The sequence below is a fragment of the Halorubellus sp. JP-L1 genome (assembly GCF_011440375.1).
Lineage (GTDB): Archaea > Halobacteriota > Halobacteria > Halobacteriales > Natrialbaceae > Halorubellus.
Window position 1 is genome coordinate 65,485 of record NZ_JAAOIR010000004.1, and the last position, 17,228, is coordinate 82,712.

A 17,228-nucleotide genomic window follows, 5' to 3' on the forward strand; every position below is an offset into this window, starting at 1 on the left:
CAAGCCCCGAGGCACTCGCCTCAAACCGCCTGTAGACTCCTCCCGACGAGGAACCACCACCGGGAGGCCGCCACAACGCGTTTATCCTGCCGCTCCTTTCGATACGAGTATCTTGCAACTGGGGGTCGTCGTCGCGTTGACGTCCGTACTCGTCGGAGCCGCGAACCTCGGGCTCCTCGCGTACCTCCGGCGGCTCCCCGATCGACCTGGACTCTCGTGGTTCAGGGGCGTCATCGCCGCCCAGGCCGTCTTCTGCGTGACGTACGGCGCCGGCTTGCTCGTCGGCGACAGCCCCCTTCGCGTCCCGCTCCTGATGGGGTACTGGCTCGCCGCCATCTGGATCGGGGTCGCGTACCTCGGGTTCGCGCTCGTCTACACGGGCCGGGCTCGCTACGTGCACTCGCGAGCGTTCCGCGGCATCGTCGCACTCCAGGCGGTCGCGAGCGTCGTCGTCCTCACGTATCCGCTGCACGACTACGGGCCGACGAACGTCGAACTCGTCGAGTTCGGCGGCGTGCTCGTCCTCGAGTACACGCACTCGGCGTTCGTCGTCCTCGAGTTCCTCACCGTCGTCGCGCTCGCGACGCTGGGCGTCGCGCTCCTCATCGATACCGTCGTCAGCTACGGGCCGCTGTACCGCAAGCACGCGTTCGCGATCGCGGTCACGCCGCTCCCGCCGACGGCCGCGTTCCTCGCGTGGCTCCTCGAGGTCGGGCCATTCTACCCGCTGAACTTCACGGCGCTCGCGTTCTTCCCGCATCTCGTCCTCGACCTGTACGCCCTCTTCGGCGAGGACATGTTCGAGTTCCCGCCCGCCACTCGCCGGCGCGCGGAACGCGCCGCCGTCGAGGACCTCGGGAATCCCGTGCTCGTCGTCGACCCCGACGACCGCATCGTCCGCCTGAACGCCGCCGCCGTGGACGCACTCGGCGTCGACGAGAACGCGGCACTCGCGACGGACGTCGCGACGTACCTCGACACCGTCGACGACGGGTTCGACGGCGACCACGTCCGCATCGCCGGCGACCGGGACTCCGGGACGTATGCCCGCACCCGGAACCCGCTCGACGACGGCGCTGGCGGCGTCGTCGGCCACACGGTCGTCCTCCAGGACGTCACCGCCGAACGCCGCCGCGAGCAACGCGTCGGCGTCCTGAACCGCGTCCTCCGGCACAACCTCCGGAACGACCTCACCGTCGTCCTCGGCACGGTCACCGCCGCCGCCGACGCCGTCGACGACCCCGAGATCGAGTCGCTCCTCGAGACGGCCGCGGAGCAGACTCGCGACCTCTCCGCGCTCGGCGAGCGCGCCCGCGAGGTCGAAGCCACGATGTCCGGCACCGTCGACACCGACCAGGTCGTCGACGCCAGCGCAGTCCTCGACGCGGTCCGCGACGACCTCGCCGCTCGCCACCCCGACGCCGCCATCGACGTCGACGTCCCCGTGGACTGTCGAGTGCCGGCGGACCCGGACGTCCTCCGCGTCGTCTTCGAGAACCTCGTCGAGAACGGCATCGTCCACGACGACGGCGACCGCCCGACGGTCGCGGTCGGCGTCGACGACGGCACCCACCGCGAGTCCGGAGGGGTCACCGCGGCGTCGCCCTCGGCGAGCGCGACCGACGGTGGATCCGTCACGTTCGTCGTCACCGACACCGGTCCCGGCATCCCCGGGCACGAACTCGACGTCCTCGACGGCCGCGAATCCGCGCTCGACCACGGCAGTGGCCTCGGGCTCTTCGTCGTCAACTGGGGCGTCACCACGCTCGGCGGCGACCTCGCGTTCGACGTCGACGACGACGGTACCCGCGTCCACGTCACGCTCCCCGCCGCGTGAGTCTGCGGACTGCGCCGCATCGAACCTCGTCGTCGCGCCATCCTGTGACGTCTCCGCTGCCGGTATCGCTTTCACCGACCAACGCTTACGCTCGACAATGACAGAACCTCGCGTCGTGGTCTGCCGGAACGAGGTCGACCCGGCGCACGCCTACCACTGCGACGCTCTCGCCGCGTCGCTCCCGGACGCCGTCGAACTCGACTACGCCGCGGGCGACCGACCCGACCTCGACGACGCCGACGCCGTCGTCCTCACGGGGAGTACCGCGGGGGTCTACGAGGCCGACGCGTACCCGTGGATGCACTCGCAGATGGCGCTCGTCGAGACGCTCGTCGACCGCGAGATCCCGACGCTCGCGGTCTGCTTCGGGCACCAGCTCGCGAACGCCGCGCTCGGCGGAACCGTCGAGGCGAAGGAGACGACCGCCCGACTGGTCGACGTCGAGTTCGCCGACGACCCACTCTTTGCGGGCGTCGAACCGGTCGTCCCCGCCGTCCACGGCGACGTCGTCGTCGAACCCGCGCCAGCGATGGACGTCGTCGCGACGACGGACTACTACGACGCGTTCGCTACGCGGCACCGCGACGCGCCGCTGTGGAGCGTCCAGTTCCACCCCGAGTTCACCGCCGCGCACCGCGACCGCCTCGACGCCGACTACGGCTGGAGCGACGGTGACCACTCCTTCGCGGACGTGAACGCGGGCCGCGTCTACGCGAACTTCACGCGAATCGTCGCCGACGGCGACTACTGACTCCAGGAACTGACTCGATGGTGTTACTGGCCAGTTACACCGAGTCGACGAAGCCCTCGGGGACGTCGGCGACGCGGCCCTGCTCGAAGAGCGCGACGACGGCCTCGTACTGGTCGTCGCCCTGCGCGAGCAGGTGCCGGCGGTCGACCGCGGGGAACTCGTCGCTCTCGACGACGTACGCGTTCGTTCCGACGACGTAGTCGCGGGTCCCGTCGATCTCCTCGCCGCCGACGCGCATGGCTTCGACGGTGCCGTCGCCGGCGACGCGGAGCGACGCGCCCGCGACCTGCAGCCAGCACGCGAACGCGCCGGTGCCGCGCGCGGCGCGTTCGTCCGTCACGACGCTGTCCCGGAGGAGTCGTGCGAGCGTCCGCCCCGAGACTTCCAGTCGGCACAGCGGCGCGGCGAACGGCACGAGTCCGATGACGTCCGCGCGCGAGACCGTCCCCTTCAGTCGCGGGCCCTCGCGGATGGCGCGCGTGTCGACGACGCCAACGTCAGCGCTCGCGCCCTCGCGGTACGCCGTCGCGACCAGCGACCCGGTGCGTTCTCGGCCCGCGAACCGACGCGTCGCGTCCCGGACCAGTGGCTCCTCCAGGTAGCCGACGGTGTCCTCGAGGCCCACGCGATACCGTTCGGCCTGCAGGATCTCCGCGACGGACTCGTCGACCGTCGCCGCCTCGACGTCGTGGTCGTCCGTCTCCACGCGCTCGCCCGTGAACTCGAGTTCCCACACGACCTCCCCGTTCACGCCCGGACGGACGATCGGCGTCCCCGAGATGCGTTCGCGACCGACGCGATGCACGTGCCCGGCCGCGATCGCGTCGACGCCCCGCTGCCGTGCGAGCGTCCGCACGACCTCGTCGCCGGCATGCGCCAGCACGAGGATCGCGCGGACGCCGTGGTCGCGCAGGTCTGCCACGGCGGTCCGCACCGCGCGGACCGGGTCCTCGACCGCCAGCGCGTCCGGCACCGACGACGCCGGGTCCGTGATGCCGACGACGCCGAGCGCGCCGTCCGAGCGGTCGACGATCGTCCACGGCGCCGCGTCCCCGAACGGCTGCCCGCCCTCGAGGACGTTCGCCGTCACGTACCGCGCCGGCGAGTCCCACGTCACCTCGCGCGCCGCCGCCCGACCGTGGTCGAAGTCGTGATTCCCGACCGTCGCCACGTCCGGCGACACCGCGTCGTGGAACGCCAGCGCGTGCGTCCCCTTCGTCTCCAGGCCGAGCACGCTGGGCGCGAGCGTGTCCCCGCCGTCGGTGACGATCGGCTCCGAGCCACCCGACTCGCGGAGGACGGTCGCCAGACGCCCGGCTCGCTCCGGCTCGTCAAGTCCGGCCTCCACGTCGGCGAAGTGCAGCACCCGCACGAGTTCGTCTCACCGACCGCTACCGGACGCGGGGCCGTAAGCCGTGCGGTCCCCGCAGCCGCCGCTCGCGACCATCGACGTGACACCTAGTCGTTCAGTGCGCGGCCCGATGCTGCCGGGTCAGTTCACGGCGCGCTGTGGTCGAGTCAGTTCGCGGGCTCGACGGGAGACTTCGGCTGGACGCGTTCGTCCTCTTCCTCGCCGTCTTCGCCATCTTCGCCGCCTCCCGCACCGTCTTCTTCGCCACCTTCCTCCTCCGGACCGGAGCAGCCGGCGAGCGCGAGCGGGACCAGCAGGGACGATCCGAGCGTCAGGACGCGTCTTCGATCCATATCCGGTCCCTCGCTCGTAGGTCGGAAGAGACTGCTGCAAGCGTCTGCATGGACGTTCGGGACGACGCAGGCTCCGAGGAGGGTCAGTCCGCCGCGCTGGCCGCGTCGCGCGGTCGCGTGCCGAAGACCTCGACCTCGTCCCCGACCGCGAGCGTCCCGCCGTCGGCGGACTCGTGGACGCGCGAGAGCGCCATCACCTGATAGTAGTGCTCGAGCGCGTCCGCGTCCGCCCACGCCGGCATCGTCGCCTCGCGGCGCTCGACGAACCGACGCTGGAACCCCTCGATCGCCTCGCCAGTATCCGGGTCCCGTGATGGGACGACGCAACGCGCACAGCACCCGACGCCCTCGAACTCCACGTCGCCGATGCGGAACGCGACCACCTCGTCTCCGCCGGTCCACAGGCGGTCCTCCCAGAACGGCTCCGCGTCCACGACGACGTTCGCGCGGATCCGACGCCTGACGTTCGCAGGGTCCAGGTCGAACCACTCGCCGATCGCCTCGAGCGTTCCCGTCGAGACGATAGAGGGCCCCTTTGCGTACTCTCGGTCCATGAACCCACCGCCGGCGTCCCGAACGAGCGCGACGGGATAGCCGAGGTAGTCGCTGAACCACGCGTTCGCGTCCCCGCGCTCGCTGTCGAGCGCGAACGACACCGCCGCGTCCGCCGCTTCGTCGTTCCTGCGGGCGGTGAGCGTCCGCGTCTCGGGGTCGTAGGAACTGCGGACGCGGTGGAGGGCCGGTTCGCCCGTGGCCTTGACGAGTTCGCGGTCGTCGTCCTGGAGCGCGTACTCGCGGTCGTGGCGGAGACGACCGCCGACGAGGTCGACCTCGTCCACGAGCAGCGGGTCCAGCGACTTCACCGGGTGCGTCACGAGTGCGTCCACAGTCGGCATACCACGACCACCGGGCGCCGGCGGCGTGAACGCTTCGGTCCCCCACCAGACTCGCCGCTCACCGGACTTGCCGCTCACCAGACTCGCTGCCTACCACATCTGGTCTCTGCTCTCCCGCTCAGTCCTCGGCGTCGTGGGCGTGCGCCTCCAGCGTCTCCAGGTCGACCGCGTCCAGCACGGATTCGTTCGTCGCCGCCAGCACCACCGGCGGCGCCGCCCGGCCCTCCACGGCCTCCACCCAGCGGGGGAGGCAGACGCACCAGCGGTCGCCGGGCGAGAGCCCCGGGAACTGCAGGTCCGGCCGAGGCTCCCGGAGTTCGTTCCCCATCGTCGCGGAGAACTCGAGGAACCGCTCGGTCAGCACCGCACACACCTCGTGCCGCCCCGGGTCCCGCGCCGGCATCGCGTGACACTCCCCGTCCCGGAGCACGCCCGTCTCCGGGTCGCGCCCGCACGGCTCCAGGGGGTCGCCGTACACGTTCCGCTCCTCGCCATCGACCTCGAGGCGGCGGTCGTCGACGCCGCCGCCGCCGTCGCCGTCTGGTTCGTCCATGCTCGAACCTGCGTCGCGGCACGGAAAACGCTTCGTCGCCGACGCGCCCGCACCGAGCCCCGATCGACTACTCGGCACTTCGAGGCGGACCGCTCAGCACTTCGTGAACGACTGCGTGCCCGCGACGCCCCGCGGCGTCAGTCGGATCTTCGTCACCGCGCCCTGTGGCGTCGACACCGTGATCGTCGCCTCGCCGCCGTTCTCCAGGGGCGCGTCGGTCCCGTTCAGCGCCGCGCCGCGGACCGCCGCGACGTCGACCGTCAGCCGCACCATCCGCGACGTGTTCGTTAGCGTCCGCACGCGCTCGCCGTCGTCCATCAGCGTGTACCGCGACGCGTTCGCCGTCGCGTTCGAGTACGATAGCGCCGTGTGGACCTGTCCGTCCGTGTAGAGGACGGTCGCGTTCGAGACGTTCACTGCGTCCCCGCCGGGTCGGAGGCGGACGTGGATCCACGCCTCCTCGATGCCGACCGGATTCGATGCGACGGTACACGTCTTGTCCTGGACCTGGACGCCGCCGACGAGCTGGCCGACGGCGTCCTCGCCGGCGTCCGTCGCACGGTCCTGCATCATCCCTGCCATGTTGACGAGGACGCCAGCGGCGATCGCGGACACGATGATCATCGCGACGAACATGACGAGGATGCCGATGCCGACCTGCCCGCGGTCGTCGACGCCCGTCACGCCACCCGCCCCCAGGGTCATGCGCAATCGCTTCGCGAAGCACCACCAAAACTGTTGTCGCCGCGACCGGTCAGCAGGCGACGAAGGACTCGCTCTCGCTCAACCCGCCAGGGGCGCGGACGCTCGTCGAGGCCACCGTCGCGTCATCGACGACGAGGTCGATGCTAGCGCGCTGCCCGGCCTCCAGCGGCCCCCCACGAACCGAGCTCACGTCCACGACGACCGTCAACGAGGTTCCGCGCTCGATGGTCGGGTCGAACGCCCCGCTGCCGTTTCGCACGCCGACCGCGCTCTCGCCCGGCTCGTCGGCGATCGCGAGGCGACGCTCGGTCGTCTCGTCGCCGTATCTGACCGCGGCGTCGGCGAGGTCGACCGTCCCGTTCCCCCGGTAGCGCATCGAGAGCGTGACCGTCTCGATCCCGGTCGCGTTCCCGTCTGCGCCGACGGTACACCGCGAGGAGTCCACGGCGAGTTGCGTCGGGTCACCGCCGCCACCGTCACTCGTGGCGAGGATCCAGAACGACCCCGCAAGTAGCGCGGTGACGATGGCGAGCCCGACGAACACCAGACCGACGGTGACGGCACTGGCGCGGTCGTCGCTCTGGCCACCCACGATCCGACGCCAAGCGACGCGACCCGGGCCCATCTCTACCGTCACTTCCGTCCAGTCCCTCCTAAACGTGCGCGTCGGCTCACGGTTCGAGTCGAGTTCGTTCGCCGGATCCCCTGCCCTCCGGGACAGCACCCACTCCTGCGTGCGGGTTGTTAGCACTGATGGGATAGTTTTATGTCAGCGGCCCCAGTTGATTTCGATACCCTGCGACGCCGACCTCTCGATCGGCGTCCAGCGCGACCCAACCATGTACATCGACCACATGAAGTCGGCGTCCACTCGCGGTGTGAGTGGCAACGCCGTCGCCGGGGAAGGTGACGATGCCTACCCGGTCGACGGCGCCGACGAGCAGTGGTCCGCTGTGCGTGCGACTCAACCGGGTCGCCGCTATGCTCGGTCCGTTCTCGTCGGCGCCACGTGACCTCGTGTCCGTGACGGTGTGCCGCTTCGACGTCTAACCGTCGAGGCGACGCCACGTCCGCCGACGGCACTCCTCGGACCGGGCGAGTTCTTCGCCCCGTCTCCTGGATCCTCGGCGGCGACGCCGCACGGCCACGAGTTCTCACGACCCGACCGAACCCGAGCCCCGGGTCCGCGATCGGCCGCGAGCTGACGACCGCCGCCGGTCGCGACTGACGTCAGTCGCCGGCCCCGTCGCAGTTGCGGTCCGAACGCTCGCTCGCGGTCGCATCCCCCGATTCGTCGGGGGCGAAGAGACGCATCGCCGTCGAACGACTAGCCGCGGCGCCGTCCCGCGCCCGGCCCCGCTGACGCAAGCCCCTCCCCCACGCTCGCGCCCGTGGATGATCCGGCATCCCACGACCCTGCGAGGTCGTGCGCGTTCGACTCGCGCCGGGCGTCTATGGTAGCGTCAACCATACGCCACCGATTCGAGGCGACCGCCCACCTCACCGTCCGCGTCCCCCACGGCGCCGACGGTGACATGACCACCGGTGCACGCACGGTCCTCCGCCGCCTCGACGCCCTCGACGGCGTCGAGATAGACCGCGTCACCGGCCTCACCCCGGGCCTGAACGCGCTCGAGGTCGACGTCGAGGTCACGGCGACGATCGCCGTCGCCGAGGACGGCGACGAGACCGAGGCCCGCGCGACGCTCGAGGACGGCACCGGCGTCGAGGCCGTTCACGACCTCGCCGTCGAACCCGCCGCCGGCGCGTAACCGACGCCGTGCACTGGCCGCGACGCGGAGCGCTGTCGTCCCATCCTCGCGTCTTCGACCGTCGAGCGACGGTCTCGCGCCGGCCACGACGAGGCTATCGTCGATTCGCCGTGCGCGCGCGATTCCGAGCAGCACCGAACCAACTACCCAAAGATTTACTATTTATCCCCGTGAAGGTCGAGTCGTTATGGCAGACGAGCAAGACCTTCGCGAACAGATGGAAGACGCGTTCGGTGGCGCCGACTACCCGATCTCGAGCCCGATGGACCTCGTCCCCGCGCTCCCCAACGGTCCCGGCACGCGCTTCGAGTCCGGCGACTTCTCCATGACGGCCATGGAGCTCCAGACGAAACTGCCGGGCGGGGACTTTCCCTACGACGACGTCGAGTCCTTCGTCGACGACGTCATCGAGAACCTCAAGGACGAAGGCCACATCTGAACGCCGCCGACGGCGCCCGGGCGTGACGACGGGCGCATCTCGTCTTCTCGAATCTCCAGCCCCGATCCACGAGCCGCCGCTACACTGAACCCGTCCGCGCCCGAACGCCCGAACGAAACCGTGACTCCCTCCTCGTTCGACGCCGTCTCCGTCGTGGACACGGAACTGTTCGGCGCACCCGGACTGCACGCCGCGTACCTCGTCGAGGGTCCCGAGCCGGTACTCGTCGACGCGGGCGCCGCGCCGGCCGCGGACGTCGTCGAGGCGGCCGTACACGAGCACGGCGTCGACGCAGAGGCGCTCTCGGCGATCGTCCCGACGCACGTCCACCTCGACCACGCGGGCGCGGTCGGCGACCTCGCCGAGCGGTTCCCGAACGCGACCGTGTACGTCCACGAACGCGGACTGCCGTATTTGACCGACGCCGACCGTCTCGAGCGTCTCGTCGAGAGCGCGCGAGCGGCGGTCGGTGACGCGGTCGCCGACCAGTACGGGACGCCGAAGACCGTCTACCCGGACCGCACCGTCGCCATCGCCGACGGCGACGTCGTCCCATGCGGTGACCGCGACCTCGACGTCGTGCACGCACCCGGTCACGCCCCCCATCAGGTCGCGCTTTCCGACCCGGCGTCGGGCGTCCTGTTCGCCGGTGACGCCGCCGGGATGACCCTCGGTGGCGACCTTCTCCCGACCACGCCCGCGCCCGACTTCGACCTCGACGAGTCGCTCGCGACCCTCGAGCGACTCCGCGCACGCGACCCCGACGCCGTCTGCTACGGTCACTTCGGCGTCCGCGAGGACGCCGTCGACGCCCTCGACGCGTACGCGGAACTGCTCCCGGCGTGGGTCGACGCCGTCGAGGCCGCGCTCGACGACCCCGACGTCGACGACCGGGGCGCGCTCGTCTCCCGCCTCCGCGAGAACTGGGCGAGTCCCACGCTCGAACGCGACGTCCACGGCGTCGTGCACGCACTCGACGCCGACAGCTGAGTCACCGCGCGAGAACCGCCACCCACATTTATCCTGTTGTCAGTCCGATATCCGACCATGAGCAGACACGTTCTGGTTCCGTTCGACGAATCCAATGGCTCCGAGCACGCCCTCGAGCACGCGCTCGAACAGCATCCCGACGCCACCATCACGCTCCTGCACGTCGTCGACCTGATGGAAGCCGGGTACTCCACTCCGGTCGACGGCACCCTCCCCGGGTTCTGGGAGGACTGGTTCGAGAGCGAGAAGGCCCAGGCCGAGGAGTTGTTCGAGGGAGCGCGAGCGCGAGCGAGCGAGGCGGGCGTCGAAGTGGAGACCGAGACCGTCGTCGGACGGCCGACGCGAGCGATCAACGACTACGCCGAGGAGCACGACGTCGACCACGTCGTGATGGGGAGTCACGGCCGGTCGGGCGTCTCGCGCGTCCTCCTGGGGAGCGTCGCCGAGGGCGTCGTACGCCGTGCACCCGTTCCGGTCACGGTCGTCCGATGACGATGCAGCTCCGCGGCGACCCCGACCGCGAGTGGGCGGACGCGTTCCTCGACTCCCAGACCATCCCGATCCGCGTCGCGACACGGACGCCCGCGGGCGGGCTCTGGATGCTCTCGCTGTGGTACGGGTACGAGCCCGGGGACGGCTCGCTCCACCTGGCGACGTCCGCGAGTGCGCAGGTCGTCGAGTACCTCGAGCACGACCCGGAACTCGCGTTCGAGGTGTCCACGAACCAGCCGCCGTACCGCGGCGTCCGCGGCCAGGGCGAGGCGTCGCTCGAACCCGACGACGAGAAGGCACTCCTCCGGGCGCTCGTCGACGAGTACCTCGGTGACCGCGACACCGACCTCGCGAACTGGCTGCTCCGGGACGACCGCGAGGAGATCCACGTCACCGTCGACGTCGACCGCGCGTACGCCTGGGACTACAGCGACCGAATGAGCGCAGCGGATTCGACCGACTGACGGGACGGGACGAGCACTGGTTGGGGTTCTGGGACCGATGCGGTTAGGGCGCTGGCGGCCGCAGTGACGGCCATGTCGAGTCTTCCGGACGCTTCCGTCCTGCCGCCGCGGCTGTCGCCTCGGTCGTTCGATCGCTGGAACGGGCTCGTGACCGCCGGCGAGGACGCGGACGGTCGCGAGGTCCTCGCGCCGTTCACGGGCGAGGCGTTCGGTTCCGTGCCGACGTCGACGCCAGCGGACGTCGACCGCGCTGTCGGGGACGCTCGCGACGCGCACGAGCGGTGGGCGGACCGCGACGTCGAGGCGCGCGCTGCGGTGTTCGAGCGCTTCCACGACCTCATCCTGGACCGCCGCGAGGAACTCCTGGACGTGATGCAACTCGAGTCCGGGAAGAGCCGCGGGGACGCCTACGAGGAGGTGATGGACGTCGCGATGACGGCGCGGTACTACGCGACGCGCGCTGGCGACCAGCTCGCGAGCGAACGTCGCCGTGGCGCGCTCCCGTTCCTGTCGACCGCTCGCGTCCACCACGACCCGGTCGGGGTCGTCGGTATCATCGCGCCATGGAACTACCCCCTCACGCTCGCCGTCGGCGACGCCATCCCCGCCCTGCTCGCCGGGAACGCGGTCGTGCTCAAGCCCGCCGGTGAGACCCCCTATACTGCGCTCGCGACCGTGGAACTCCTTCGCGAAGCCGGGCTGCCCCACGACGCGTTCCACGTCGTCGCTGGGGAGGGGAAACGCCTCGGGGACCCCCTGATCGAGCGCGTCGACTACGTGTCGTTCACGGGCAGTACCGCCGTCGGGCGTCAGATCGCGGCGAAGGCCGGGGAGGAACTCGTCGACGCGTCGCTCGAACTCGGCGGCAAGAACCCGATATACGTGCGGCCGGACGTCGACGTCGACACCGCGGTCGAGCGCACCATCGGTGCGTGCTTCACGAACGCCGGCCAGCTCTGTATCAGCGCGGAACGCGTCTACGTCCACGAGGACGTCTACGACGCGTTCGCGCGGCGGTTCGTCGACGCCGTCGGCGATCTGACTCTCGACTCGAACTACGGGTACGGCGTCGACGTCGGCTCGCTCGTCTCCGAGAGTCAACTCGAGCGCGTGAAGCGCCACGTCGCCGACGCGCGCGAACGCGGCGCGACCGTCGAAGTCGGCGGCGAGACCCGCCCGGACGTCGGTCCGTACTTCTACGCGCCGACGGTGCTGACGGACCTCCCAGCGGACGCGACCGCGGCGTGCGAGGAGACGTTCGGGCCGGTCGTCGGCATGGAGTCCGTCGCGAACGACGCCGAAGCGGTCGCGGAGGCGAACGACACCGAGTACGGCCTGCACGCGTGCATCCTCTCCGGGGACGTGAAGCGAGCGCGCGCCATCGCGCAGGACGTCGACGCCGGCACCGTCGCCATCAACGACGGCTACATGACGGCGTGGGCTGCCCACGACGCCCCGATGGGCGGCCGGAACGACTCCGGCCTCGGTCGCCGCCACGGCCCCGAGGGCATCGAGCGCTTCACGGAATCGAAGACCGTCACCACGTCCCGCGCACTCCCGTTCTCGCCCGTCAGCGGCCCGACGGCGCTCGAAGCGAAGGTGCTCGCCACCGGCCTCAAACTCTGGCGGCGAATCCCGTTCTTGCGGTGACGATACCGACCGCTGAAGGAGAGACGATCCCGCACTACGCGTCGGTCGACCCGGTTCTCGCGAGGCACGCGAACGCGACGAGCGCGACCGACAGGAGGCCGAGCGCCGTCAGCGCGCGCCCCTCCGACACGCCCGTCATTAGCGGGACGAAGAAGTGCGTCGCGAGCGACGCGACGACGACCGCGAGGGCGCCGACGGCGAGCGTCGCGAGGACGTGCACGGCCTCTATCGTCTGCGTGGACGCGGCCCGCCCGAGTTCCGTGCCGAGCGTCACCGAGTACTCGCCGACGTCCCAGACCGCGAGCGACGCGGCCATCGCGACGAATACCGCCGGTGCCGGAGCGCCGGCGAACGCACCGGCGACGCCGGCGACGAACAGCGACGCCCCACCGAACACGAACCCGCTCGCGTGCTCGGGCACGAACGGTAGCCCGAACGCGGCGACGTAGAAGAACAGGCAGCCGCCGACGACGACGAGGACGCCGGAAACGCCCGCGAGCACCGACGGGCCAACCCCGTACGCGTCGACGACGCCGGTCACGACCGACTCCTCGCCCGCGAGCCAGCGCACGAGCGCCTCGAACCCGGGGATGCTCGTGACGACGACGACGACCGTCGACAGCGCGACGCCGCCGGTCGCGAACGCGAGGGACTTCGGCGGCCGATTCCCGAGGACCGACACGACTGACCTGCGGACGAACGCTGCGATCGGGAGCGTCGCGAGCACGGCCGCGAGCACGAGGAGTGCCCCGTGGAGGTAGACGCTCGAGAGGACCACGGCCGCGATCACGCCGACGGGCCCGGCGAGCGCGAGCACGAAGTCGAACAGTGCCGCGCCACCGGGGAGAGCGACGAGGAGCACCTGGACGCCCAGGAGCAGCCAGACGCTCGTCGGGACGTCCCGGACGCCCATCGCGTCGACGTCCGACGCGGACCGTTCCGGATCGAGTTCGGCCGCCGCCCGCCCCGCTTTCGTCGCGAGCACGCCGACGAGCAGGAACTCGAACTGGAGCGCGACGAACCCGACCATCGGCGTCACTCCCAGGAGCACCGCGAACACCCCCCACGAGCCGCCGATGGCGGACCCGACAACGTTGGCGTACAGCGCCGCCGCGACGAACGTCCCGACGAGCGTCGCGACGAACGACCGCGAGAGCGCGGCGAACACCGGCCCGACGACCTCGTCGGGGTCGACGAGCGCCGAGACGGTGGTCACGCCGACGGCCGCCGGGACGGTGGCGACCAGGAGCGCGTCGGTGAACGTCCGCTTCTGGAGAGCGAGCGCGAGCACGACGAACACGGACGCGACCACGAGCAGCGTGCTGCCGCGGACGCGCGACCGAAGCGCGTCCTCGGACACGTCCCGAGCGGCGACGCCGAACGCGAGGCCGCCCACGATACCGAGCGCAGTCTGGAGCGCGTACCCCGCGCTGACGCCGAGCACTGCCGTGGCGACCGCTGCGATGGCGACCGCCGTCCGGGCGCCGAGCGTGGTCCGCGAGCCGTCGAAGGAGTACGCGTCAGTCACTGCGACCACCTCCGGCGAGCGCGCTGGAACGCCGCCCGCAACGGTTCGTCCGGCGACCACGCGACGACCTTCACGCCGGCCTCCCGGACGTCACCGATCCGGTCGAGCCACTGGATGCGGTCGACGGTCGACCCCGCGGTCTCCGTGCTCGTCACGTCCGGCGCGAGCATCCGGACCGAGTGCCCGGACGCCTGCAGGCGGCGCGCGGTCTCCGCCGGCTCGTCGTCGGGGACCGCCGAGACGAACACGACCTGCGAGCCGTCGGGCAACCGTCGACGCAGCCAGTCCACGCGCCGGTCGTCGTCGTACGTGCCGAATCCGCCGTCGGTCACGACCGGGAATGACGAGTCCGTACTCGTCTCCAGCATCTCCCGGACGCGGACCGCGTGCCCGTCGCCCACGCCGGGAGCGAGGTACTCGCTGTCGTGCCCGTAGAACGCGAGCCCCACGCGGTTCCCCTCGTCGAGCAGGTGCGAGACGAGGCGCGCTGCCGCGAACTTCGAGAGCGACACCGCGTCGGGTTCGTCCTCGCGTCGCGCCACCCGACAGACGTTCCGGACGTCCACGACCACGACGACGTTCGCCGCTCGCTCCTCCCGGAACTCGACGGTCGTCAACTCGCGCGTGCGAGCGTAGCGCTTCCAGTCCACGCGATTCATCGGGTCGCTGTGGTGGTAGTCCCTGGACTGGTAGAACTCCACGCCCTCCCCGCCCACGTCAGTCGGCACCATCCCCGTCTGCGGGATGGTCTGGTCGGCCAGCGGCACGTCGCCGACGTCCGCGTTCACCGTCATCGCCGTCGACGCCGTCACCGTCGTTCGAGACTCCACGTCCGCGCTCACGTTCCGCGCGACGACGGTGACGTCGTCGAACTCGTGGCGACCGCGGCGCGCACGAACGACGTACGAGTACGTCGCCGATTCGCCCGCCTGGAGCGTCGCCGAGTGCCGCGGCGACCCCTCGACCACGCCGATCGCGTCCGGGACGCCGTCGACGACGCGGACGTCCGGGACCAGCGAATCGCTCGTGTTCCGGACCGTCACCGTCACCTCGACGTCCTGTCCGGCCGTCGGCGCGTCGTCACCGAGCGTCCGCGACACCGCGAACGACGCCTCGACGGGCGCGGTCGCGTACCCGTACGCCGCGTACGCGAGCCCGACGCTCGCCGCCATGAACAGGACCGTGTTGTTCCCGACGATGCCGAGCGCACACGCGACGAGCGCGGCGAGCAAGCCGACCTGCCAGCGTTCCGTTCGCGTCTGCGTCGTCACGCGTCGTCACCTCCGTTCGTCGCGAGCGCGTCCTCCGCGAGACCCGTCGCCTCCGCGTCCGGCGCGGCCACGGTCGATTCGTCGTCGTTCGCCGATCCGTTCGAGCGCGACACGTCCGTCGCAGTCGCCGACTCGAACGTTCCGACGTCGGCCGTCGACCGGATCGAACTCGCGTCGATGCCGTCCTCTTCGATCCGGTCGTCAGCGTCGCTATCGCTCGCGTCCTCGATGGAGTCGAGCGCCGAAGATTCGTGCGTCCGGAGTGCGGACTCGCCGGCGGTTCGCGCGACCGACGACTCGCCGACCGAGTCGCCCGACCCAGCCGTCGACACGCCCGCGTGTCGAGCGAGGGCGTCGACGGTGGCATCGACGCGACGCTGGTAGGCCTCGCCGCTCAACCAGTCCACGAACTGCACGCGCAGCGGGAGCGCCCCGGCCCCGTCGTCGCCGAGGAACGCCGCTGCACGCGCGTCGTCCGTCCACGTCCCGGCCGCGACCATCGCCGCCGCGGTCTCGCCGTCGACGTCGTGCTCGTTCGCGAGCACGCGAACCGCGAGTTCCGTGAGCGTGCTCGTCACGTCGTTCTTCTCGCGGTACGTCCACCAGTTCTTCGCGGCCGACTCCGGGAGTTCACCACCGACCGTCTCGACGGACTGATCGATCTCCTCGCCGGAGACGTGATTCTCCGCGTAGTGCGCTCGCTCGGGCTCCCTCCCGACGAGCGGTGCCGCGGTCGACTCGCGCGTCCCCGTCAGGTACAGGTGCGCGAGCCCGTACACGCCACCGACGACGCTGGCCAGGACCACGAGTACGGGATTCCCGAAGGACGCGCCGAGGCTCCCCGCCACCGCGTCGCCGACGGCGGGCACCAGCGCCGACAGGACCGCGAGGGAGAGCGCGAGAACGCCGACGCCGGCGACCAGTCGCCGCACCGTCCGGCGGTCGCCGGCGTCGCGGAGGTCGTCGAGTCCCATCACGATGACTCACCCCTCAGGGCGGCCCGCACGCGCTCGTACGCGTCCCGGGCGACCGAGACGCGTTCGCCGTCGTCCGGCAGGCCACCGTAGCGGACGTCCCGGAACGCTCGCGTCAACGACCGGACGGCGTCCATCGGCAGGCCGCGGTCGATCGCCGCGCGCGCGATCTCGCCGGGCGTCGCGCCGTCCCGTCCAGAGACGCCGAGGTCCGACTGGAGGCGGTCCCACGCCTCGCGGACGGACGCCGGCGGGTCGGGATCGGCCGGCTCCGTGTCGGCGGTCTCGGTGTCGGTCGCGCCACTCCGCGGGTCCTCGTTGGCCGCGTCCGTGCTGCGCCCGAACAGGCCGCCCGACCCCACCGAGGTCGCGAGTGCGGAGAGGCCGAGCGAGAACGACCCGATGCCACGGCCGAGGCCGCCGACGGCGCCGACGAACCCACCGGGTACTTTCAGTAGACTCCCACCGATCGCGGCGCCGGCTCCCCCGAGGGCGCGCGCCATCGCTCCGAACCCGCTGGTCGCGGCGCCGAAGCGGTCGGCGAACCCGTCGAGGATGTCGGGCGCGTTCGTTCCCGCGAACATCACGAACGCGAGCGACGTTTGCGGGATGCGTCGTACGTACGCCAGCAGCCGGAGGTGTGGCGCCGACGGCAGGTCCCACTCGGAGGGGTTCCGGCGGCGGTGATGCCGGCCGAGACCGACCGCGGCGACGAGGAAGAGGGCCGTCCCGCCGAACAGGACGGTGCCGAACGCGAGCCAGGCGCCTTGCTCGCCGCCCGAGGCCGCGTCGTCGTACGCGGGTGCCTCGGTCGTCGTCGCTACGTCGTCTCGCGAACTCGTCGCCGTGTCGGTCGCCGTTTCGTCCTTCTGGGTCTTCGTCGTCGACGCGTCGGTGTCGGTGGTCGTCGGCGTCTCCGTGGCGGTCGCGGTGGCGGTACCGGTGCCGACGCCGCCGGGTCCGCTGCTACCCGCGGGGACCGGGTTCGCTCCGAACCCCGTCGCGGGGAAGAGGCTCGCGCCGAGCACGACCGCGATTACGCACGCGACTGCGAGCGCCGCTCGATACAGGTCCTGGTCCACACGTCGAGATACGTTCGAACGGTTAAATATATTACCTTTGATACGTGGAAGGAGGTCCCGGAAGGTACCCCGAACGCGTGTCAGGACGGAAACCCTTTTGGTTCGGTACTTCATTTCTTC

General features: G+C 71.0%; 18 protein-coding genes. 8 read left to right on the forward strand and 10 right to left on the reverse strand.

The features are described 5' to 3' along the window. The first annotated feature begins 112 nt into the window (after positions 1-112). Both G9C85_RS15745 and G9C85_RS15750 read left to right on the forward strand, forming a co-directional pair. Positions 113-1,837 carry a histidine kinase N-terminal 7TM domain-containing protein gene (locus G9C85_RS15745; protein ID WP_166041761.1) on the forward strand — a complete coding sequence of 575 codons (1,725 nt, stop codon included), beginning with the start codon at positions 113-115 and terminating at the stop codon, positions 1,835-1,837. 97 nt (positions 1,838-1,934) lie between these two features. Then, positions 1,935-2,588, forward strand: coding sequence for a type 1 glutamine amidotransferase (locus tag G9C85_RS15750; protein WP_166041763.1), 654 nt, complete (start codon positions 1,935-1,937; stop codon positions 2,586-2,588). A gap of 34 nt (positions 2,589-2,622) precedes the next feature. On the opposite strand, the gene G9C85_RS15755 is transcribed toward G9C85_RS15750, so the two are convergent. From G9C85_RS15755 to G9C85_RS15780, 6 genes are all read right to left on the reverse strand, one after another. Continuing rightward, a complete protein-coding gene (locus tag G9C85_RS15755) occupies positions 2,623-3,960 on the reverse strand; it encodes a bifunctional metallophosphatase/5'-nucleotidase (protein WP_166041765.1) in 1,338 nt (445 codons plus the stop codon). Positions 3,961-4,106: 146 nt separating this feature from the next. Beyond that, positions 4,107-4,292: a hypothetical protein gene (locus G9C85_RS15760; protein WP_166041767.1), complete on the reverse strand. Its 186-nt coding sequence runs from the start codon at positions 4,290-4,292 to the stop codon at positions 4,107-4,109. 83 nt (positions 4,293-4,375) lie between these two features. Then, positions 4,376-5,188: an MOSC domain-containing protein gene (locus G9C85_RS15765; protein WP_166041769.1), complete on the reverse strand. Its 813-nt coding sequence runs from the start codon at positions 5,186-5,188 to the stop codon at positions 4,376-4,378. A gap of 118 nt (positions 5,189-5,306) precedes the next feature. Continuing rightward, positions 5,307-5,741 carry a DUF2237 family protein gene (locus G9C85_RS15770; protein ID WP_166041771.1) on the reverse strand — a complete coding sequence of 145 codons (435 nt, stop codon included), beginning with the start codon at positions 5,739-5,741 and terminating at the stop codon, positions 5,307-5,309. Between the two features lie 93 nt (positions 5,742-5,834). Beyond that, positions 5,835-6,446 carry a hypothetical protein gene (locus tag G9C85_RS15775; protein WP_166041772.1) on the reverse strand — a complete coding sequence of 204 codons (612 nt, stop codon included), beginning with the start codon at positions 6,444-6,446 and terminating at the stop codon, positions 5,835-5,837. A 49-nt stretch (positions 6,447-6,495) separates the two neighbouring features. Next, a complete protein-coding gene (locus tag G9C85_RS15780) occupies positions 6,496-7,038 on the reverse strand; it encodes a hypothetical protein (protein ID WP_166041773.1) in 543 nt (180 codons plus the stop codon). An 862-nt stretch (positions 7,039-7,900) separates the two neighbouring features. Between G9C85_RS15780 and G9C85_RS15785 the strand changes: the two genes are divergently transcribed. The 6 genes from G9C85_RS15785 (at position 7,901) to G9C85_RS15810 (ending at position 12,253) form a co-directional block, all read left to right on the forward strand. Then, positions 7,901-8,218 carry a hypothetical protein gene (locus tag G9C85_RS15785; protein WP_166041775.1) on the forward strand — a complete coding sequence of 106 codons (318 nt, stop codon included), beginning with the start codon at positions 7,901-7,903 and terminating at the stop codon, positions 8,216-8,218. A 187-nt stretch (positions 8,219-8,405) separates the two neighbouring features. Continuing rightward, positions 8,406-8,657, forward strand: coding sequence for an MTH865 family protein (locus G9C85_RS15790; RefSeq protein WP_166041777.1), 252 nt, complete (start codon positions 8,406-8,408; stop codon positions 8,655-8,657). Positions 8,658-8,777: 120 nt separating this feature from the next. Then, complete coding sequence (locus tag G9C85_RS15795; protein ID WP_166041779.1) at positions 8,778-9,647, forward strand: MBL fold metallo-hydrolase; 870 nt, start codon at positions 8,778-8,780, stop codon at positions 9,645-9,647. A 57-nt stretch (positions 9,648-9,704) separates the two neighbouring features. Further along, positions 9,705-10,139: a universal stress protein gene (locus G9C85_RS15800; protein ID WP_166041781.1), complete on the forward strand. Its 435-nt coding sequence runs from the start codon at positions 9,705-9,707 to the stop codon at positions 10,137-10,139. Further along, positions 10,136-10,603, forward strand: coding sequence for a pyridoxamine 5'-phosphate oxidase family protein (locus tag G9C85_RS15805; RefSeq protein WP_166041783.1), 468 nt, complete (start codon positions 10,136-10,138; stop codon positions 10,601-10,603). Before G9C85_RS15800 ends, G9C85_RS15805 begins: the two co-directional genes overlap by 4 nt. A gap of 72 nt (positions 10,604-10,675) precedes the next feature. Continuing rightward, on the forward strand, positions 10,676-12,253 hold the full coding sequence (locus G9C85_RS15810; RefSeq protein ID WP_166041785.1) for a succinic semialdehyde dehydrogenase: 1,578 nt from the start codon (positions 10,676-10,678) through the stop codon (positions 12,251-12,253). 34 nt (positions 12,254-12,287) lie between these two features. On the opposite strand, the gene G9C85_RS15815 is transcribed toward G9C85_RS15810, so the two are convergent. From G9C85_RS15815 to G9C85_RS19300, 4 genes are read right to left on the reverse strand one after another with little or no spacing between them, the layout of a single operon-like run. Further along, entirely contained in the window at positions 12,288-13,781 is a 1,494-nt protein-coding gene (locus G9C85_RS15815; protein ID WP_166041786.1) for a hypothetical protein, read from the reverse strand. Beyond that, entirely contained in the window at positions 13,778-15,052 is a 1,275-nt protein-coding gene (locus G9C85_RS15820) for a DUF58 domain-containing protein (protein WP_166041788.1), read from the reverse strand. Before G9C85_RS15820 ends, G9C85_RS15815 begins: the two co-directional genes overlap by 4 nt. Further along, positions 15,049-16,026 (reverse strand): hypothetical protein, encoded by a 978-nt coding sequence (locus G9C85_RS15825; protein ID WP_166041790.1) that lies wholly within the window; start codon positions 16,024-16,026, stop codon positions 15,049-15,051. The genes G9C85_RS15820 and G9C85_RS15825 overlap by 4 nt, the downstream gene beginning before the upstream one ends. Then, positions 16,026-17,108 carry a DUF4129 domain-containing protein gene (locus G9C85_RS19300; protein ID WP_166041792.1) on the reverse strand — a complete coding sequence of 361 codons (1,083 nt, stop codon included), beginning with the start codon at positions 17,106-17,108 and terminating at the stop codon, positions 16,026-16,028. The genes G9C85_RS15825 and G9C85_RS19300 overlap by 1 nt, the downstream gene beginning before the upstream one ends. Positions 17,109-17,228: the final 120 nt, after the last annotated feature.

What these genes read in the sequence shown, in the direction of transcription:
- G9C85_RS15750 (WP_166041763.1), top strand. Translation starts at nt 1,935, where the DNA reads ATGACAGAACCTCGCGTCGTGGTCTGCCGGAACGAGGTCGACCCGGCG.
- G9C85_RS15760 (WP_166041767.1), bottom strand. Translation starts at nt 4,292, where the DNA reads ATGGATCGAAGACGCGTCCTGACGCTCGGATCGTCCCTGCTGGTCCCG.
- G9C85_RS15765 (WP_166041769.1), bottom strand. Translation starts at nt 5,188, where the DNA reads ATGCCGACTGTGGACGCACTCGTGACGCACCCGGTGAAGTCGCTGGAC.
- G9C85_RS15770 (WP_166041771.1), bottom strand. Translation starts at nt 5,741, where the DNA reads ATGGACGAACCAGACGGCGACGGCGGCGGCGGCGTCGACGACCGCCGC.
- G9C85_RS15775 (WP_166041772.1), bottom strand. Translation starts at nt 6,446, where the DNA reads ATGACCCTGGGGGCGGGTGGCGTGACGGGCGTCGACGACCGCGGGCAG.
- G9C85_RS15785 (WP_166041775.1), top strand. Translation starts at nt 7,901, where the DNA reads ATGGTAGCGTCAACCATACGCCACCGATTCGAGGCGACCGCCCACCTC.
- G9C85_RS15790 (WP_166041777.1), top strand. Translation starts at nt 8,406, where the DNA reads ATGGCAGACGAGCAAGACCTTCGCGAACAGATGGAAGACGCGTTCGGT.
- G9C85_RS15800 (WP_166041781.1), top strand. Translation starts at nt 9,705, where the DNA reads ATGAGCAGACACGTTCTGGTTCCGTTCGACGAATCCAATGGCTCCGAG.
- G9C85_RS15805 (WP_166041783.1), top strand. Translation starts at nt 10,136, where the DNA reads ATGACGATGCAGCTCCGCGGCGACCCCGACCGCGAGTGGGCGGACGCG.
- G9C85_RS15810 (WP_166041785.1), top strand. Translation starts at nt 10,676, where the DNA reads ATGTCGAGTCTTCCGGACGCTTCCGTCCTGCCGCCGCGGCTGTCGCCT.
- G9C85_RS15825 (WP_166041790.1), bottom strand. Translation starts at nt 16,026, where the DNA reads ATGGGACTCGACGACCTCCGCGACGCCGGCGACCGCCGGACGGTGCGG.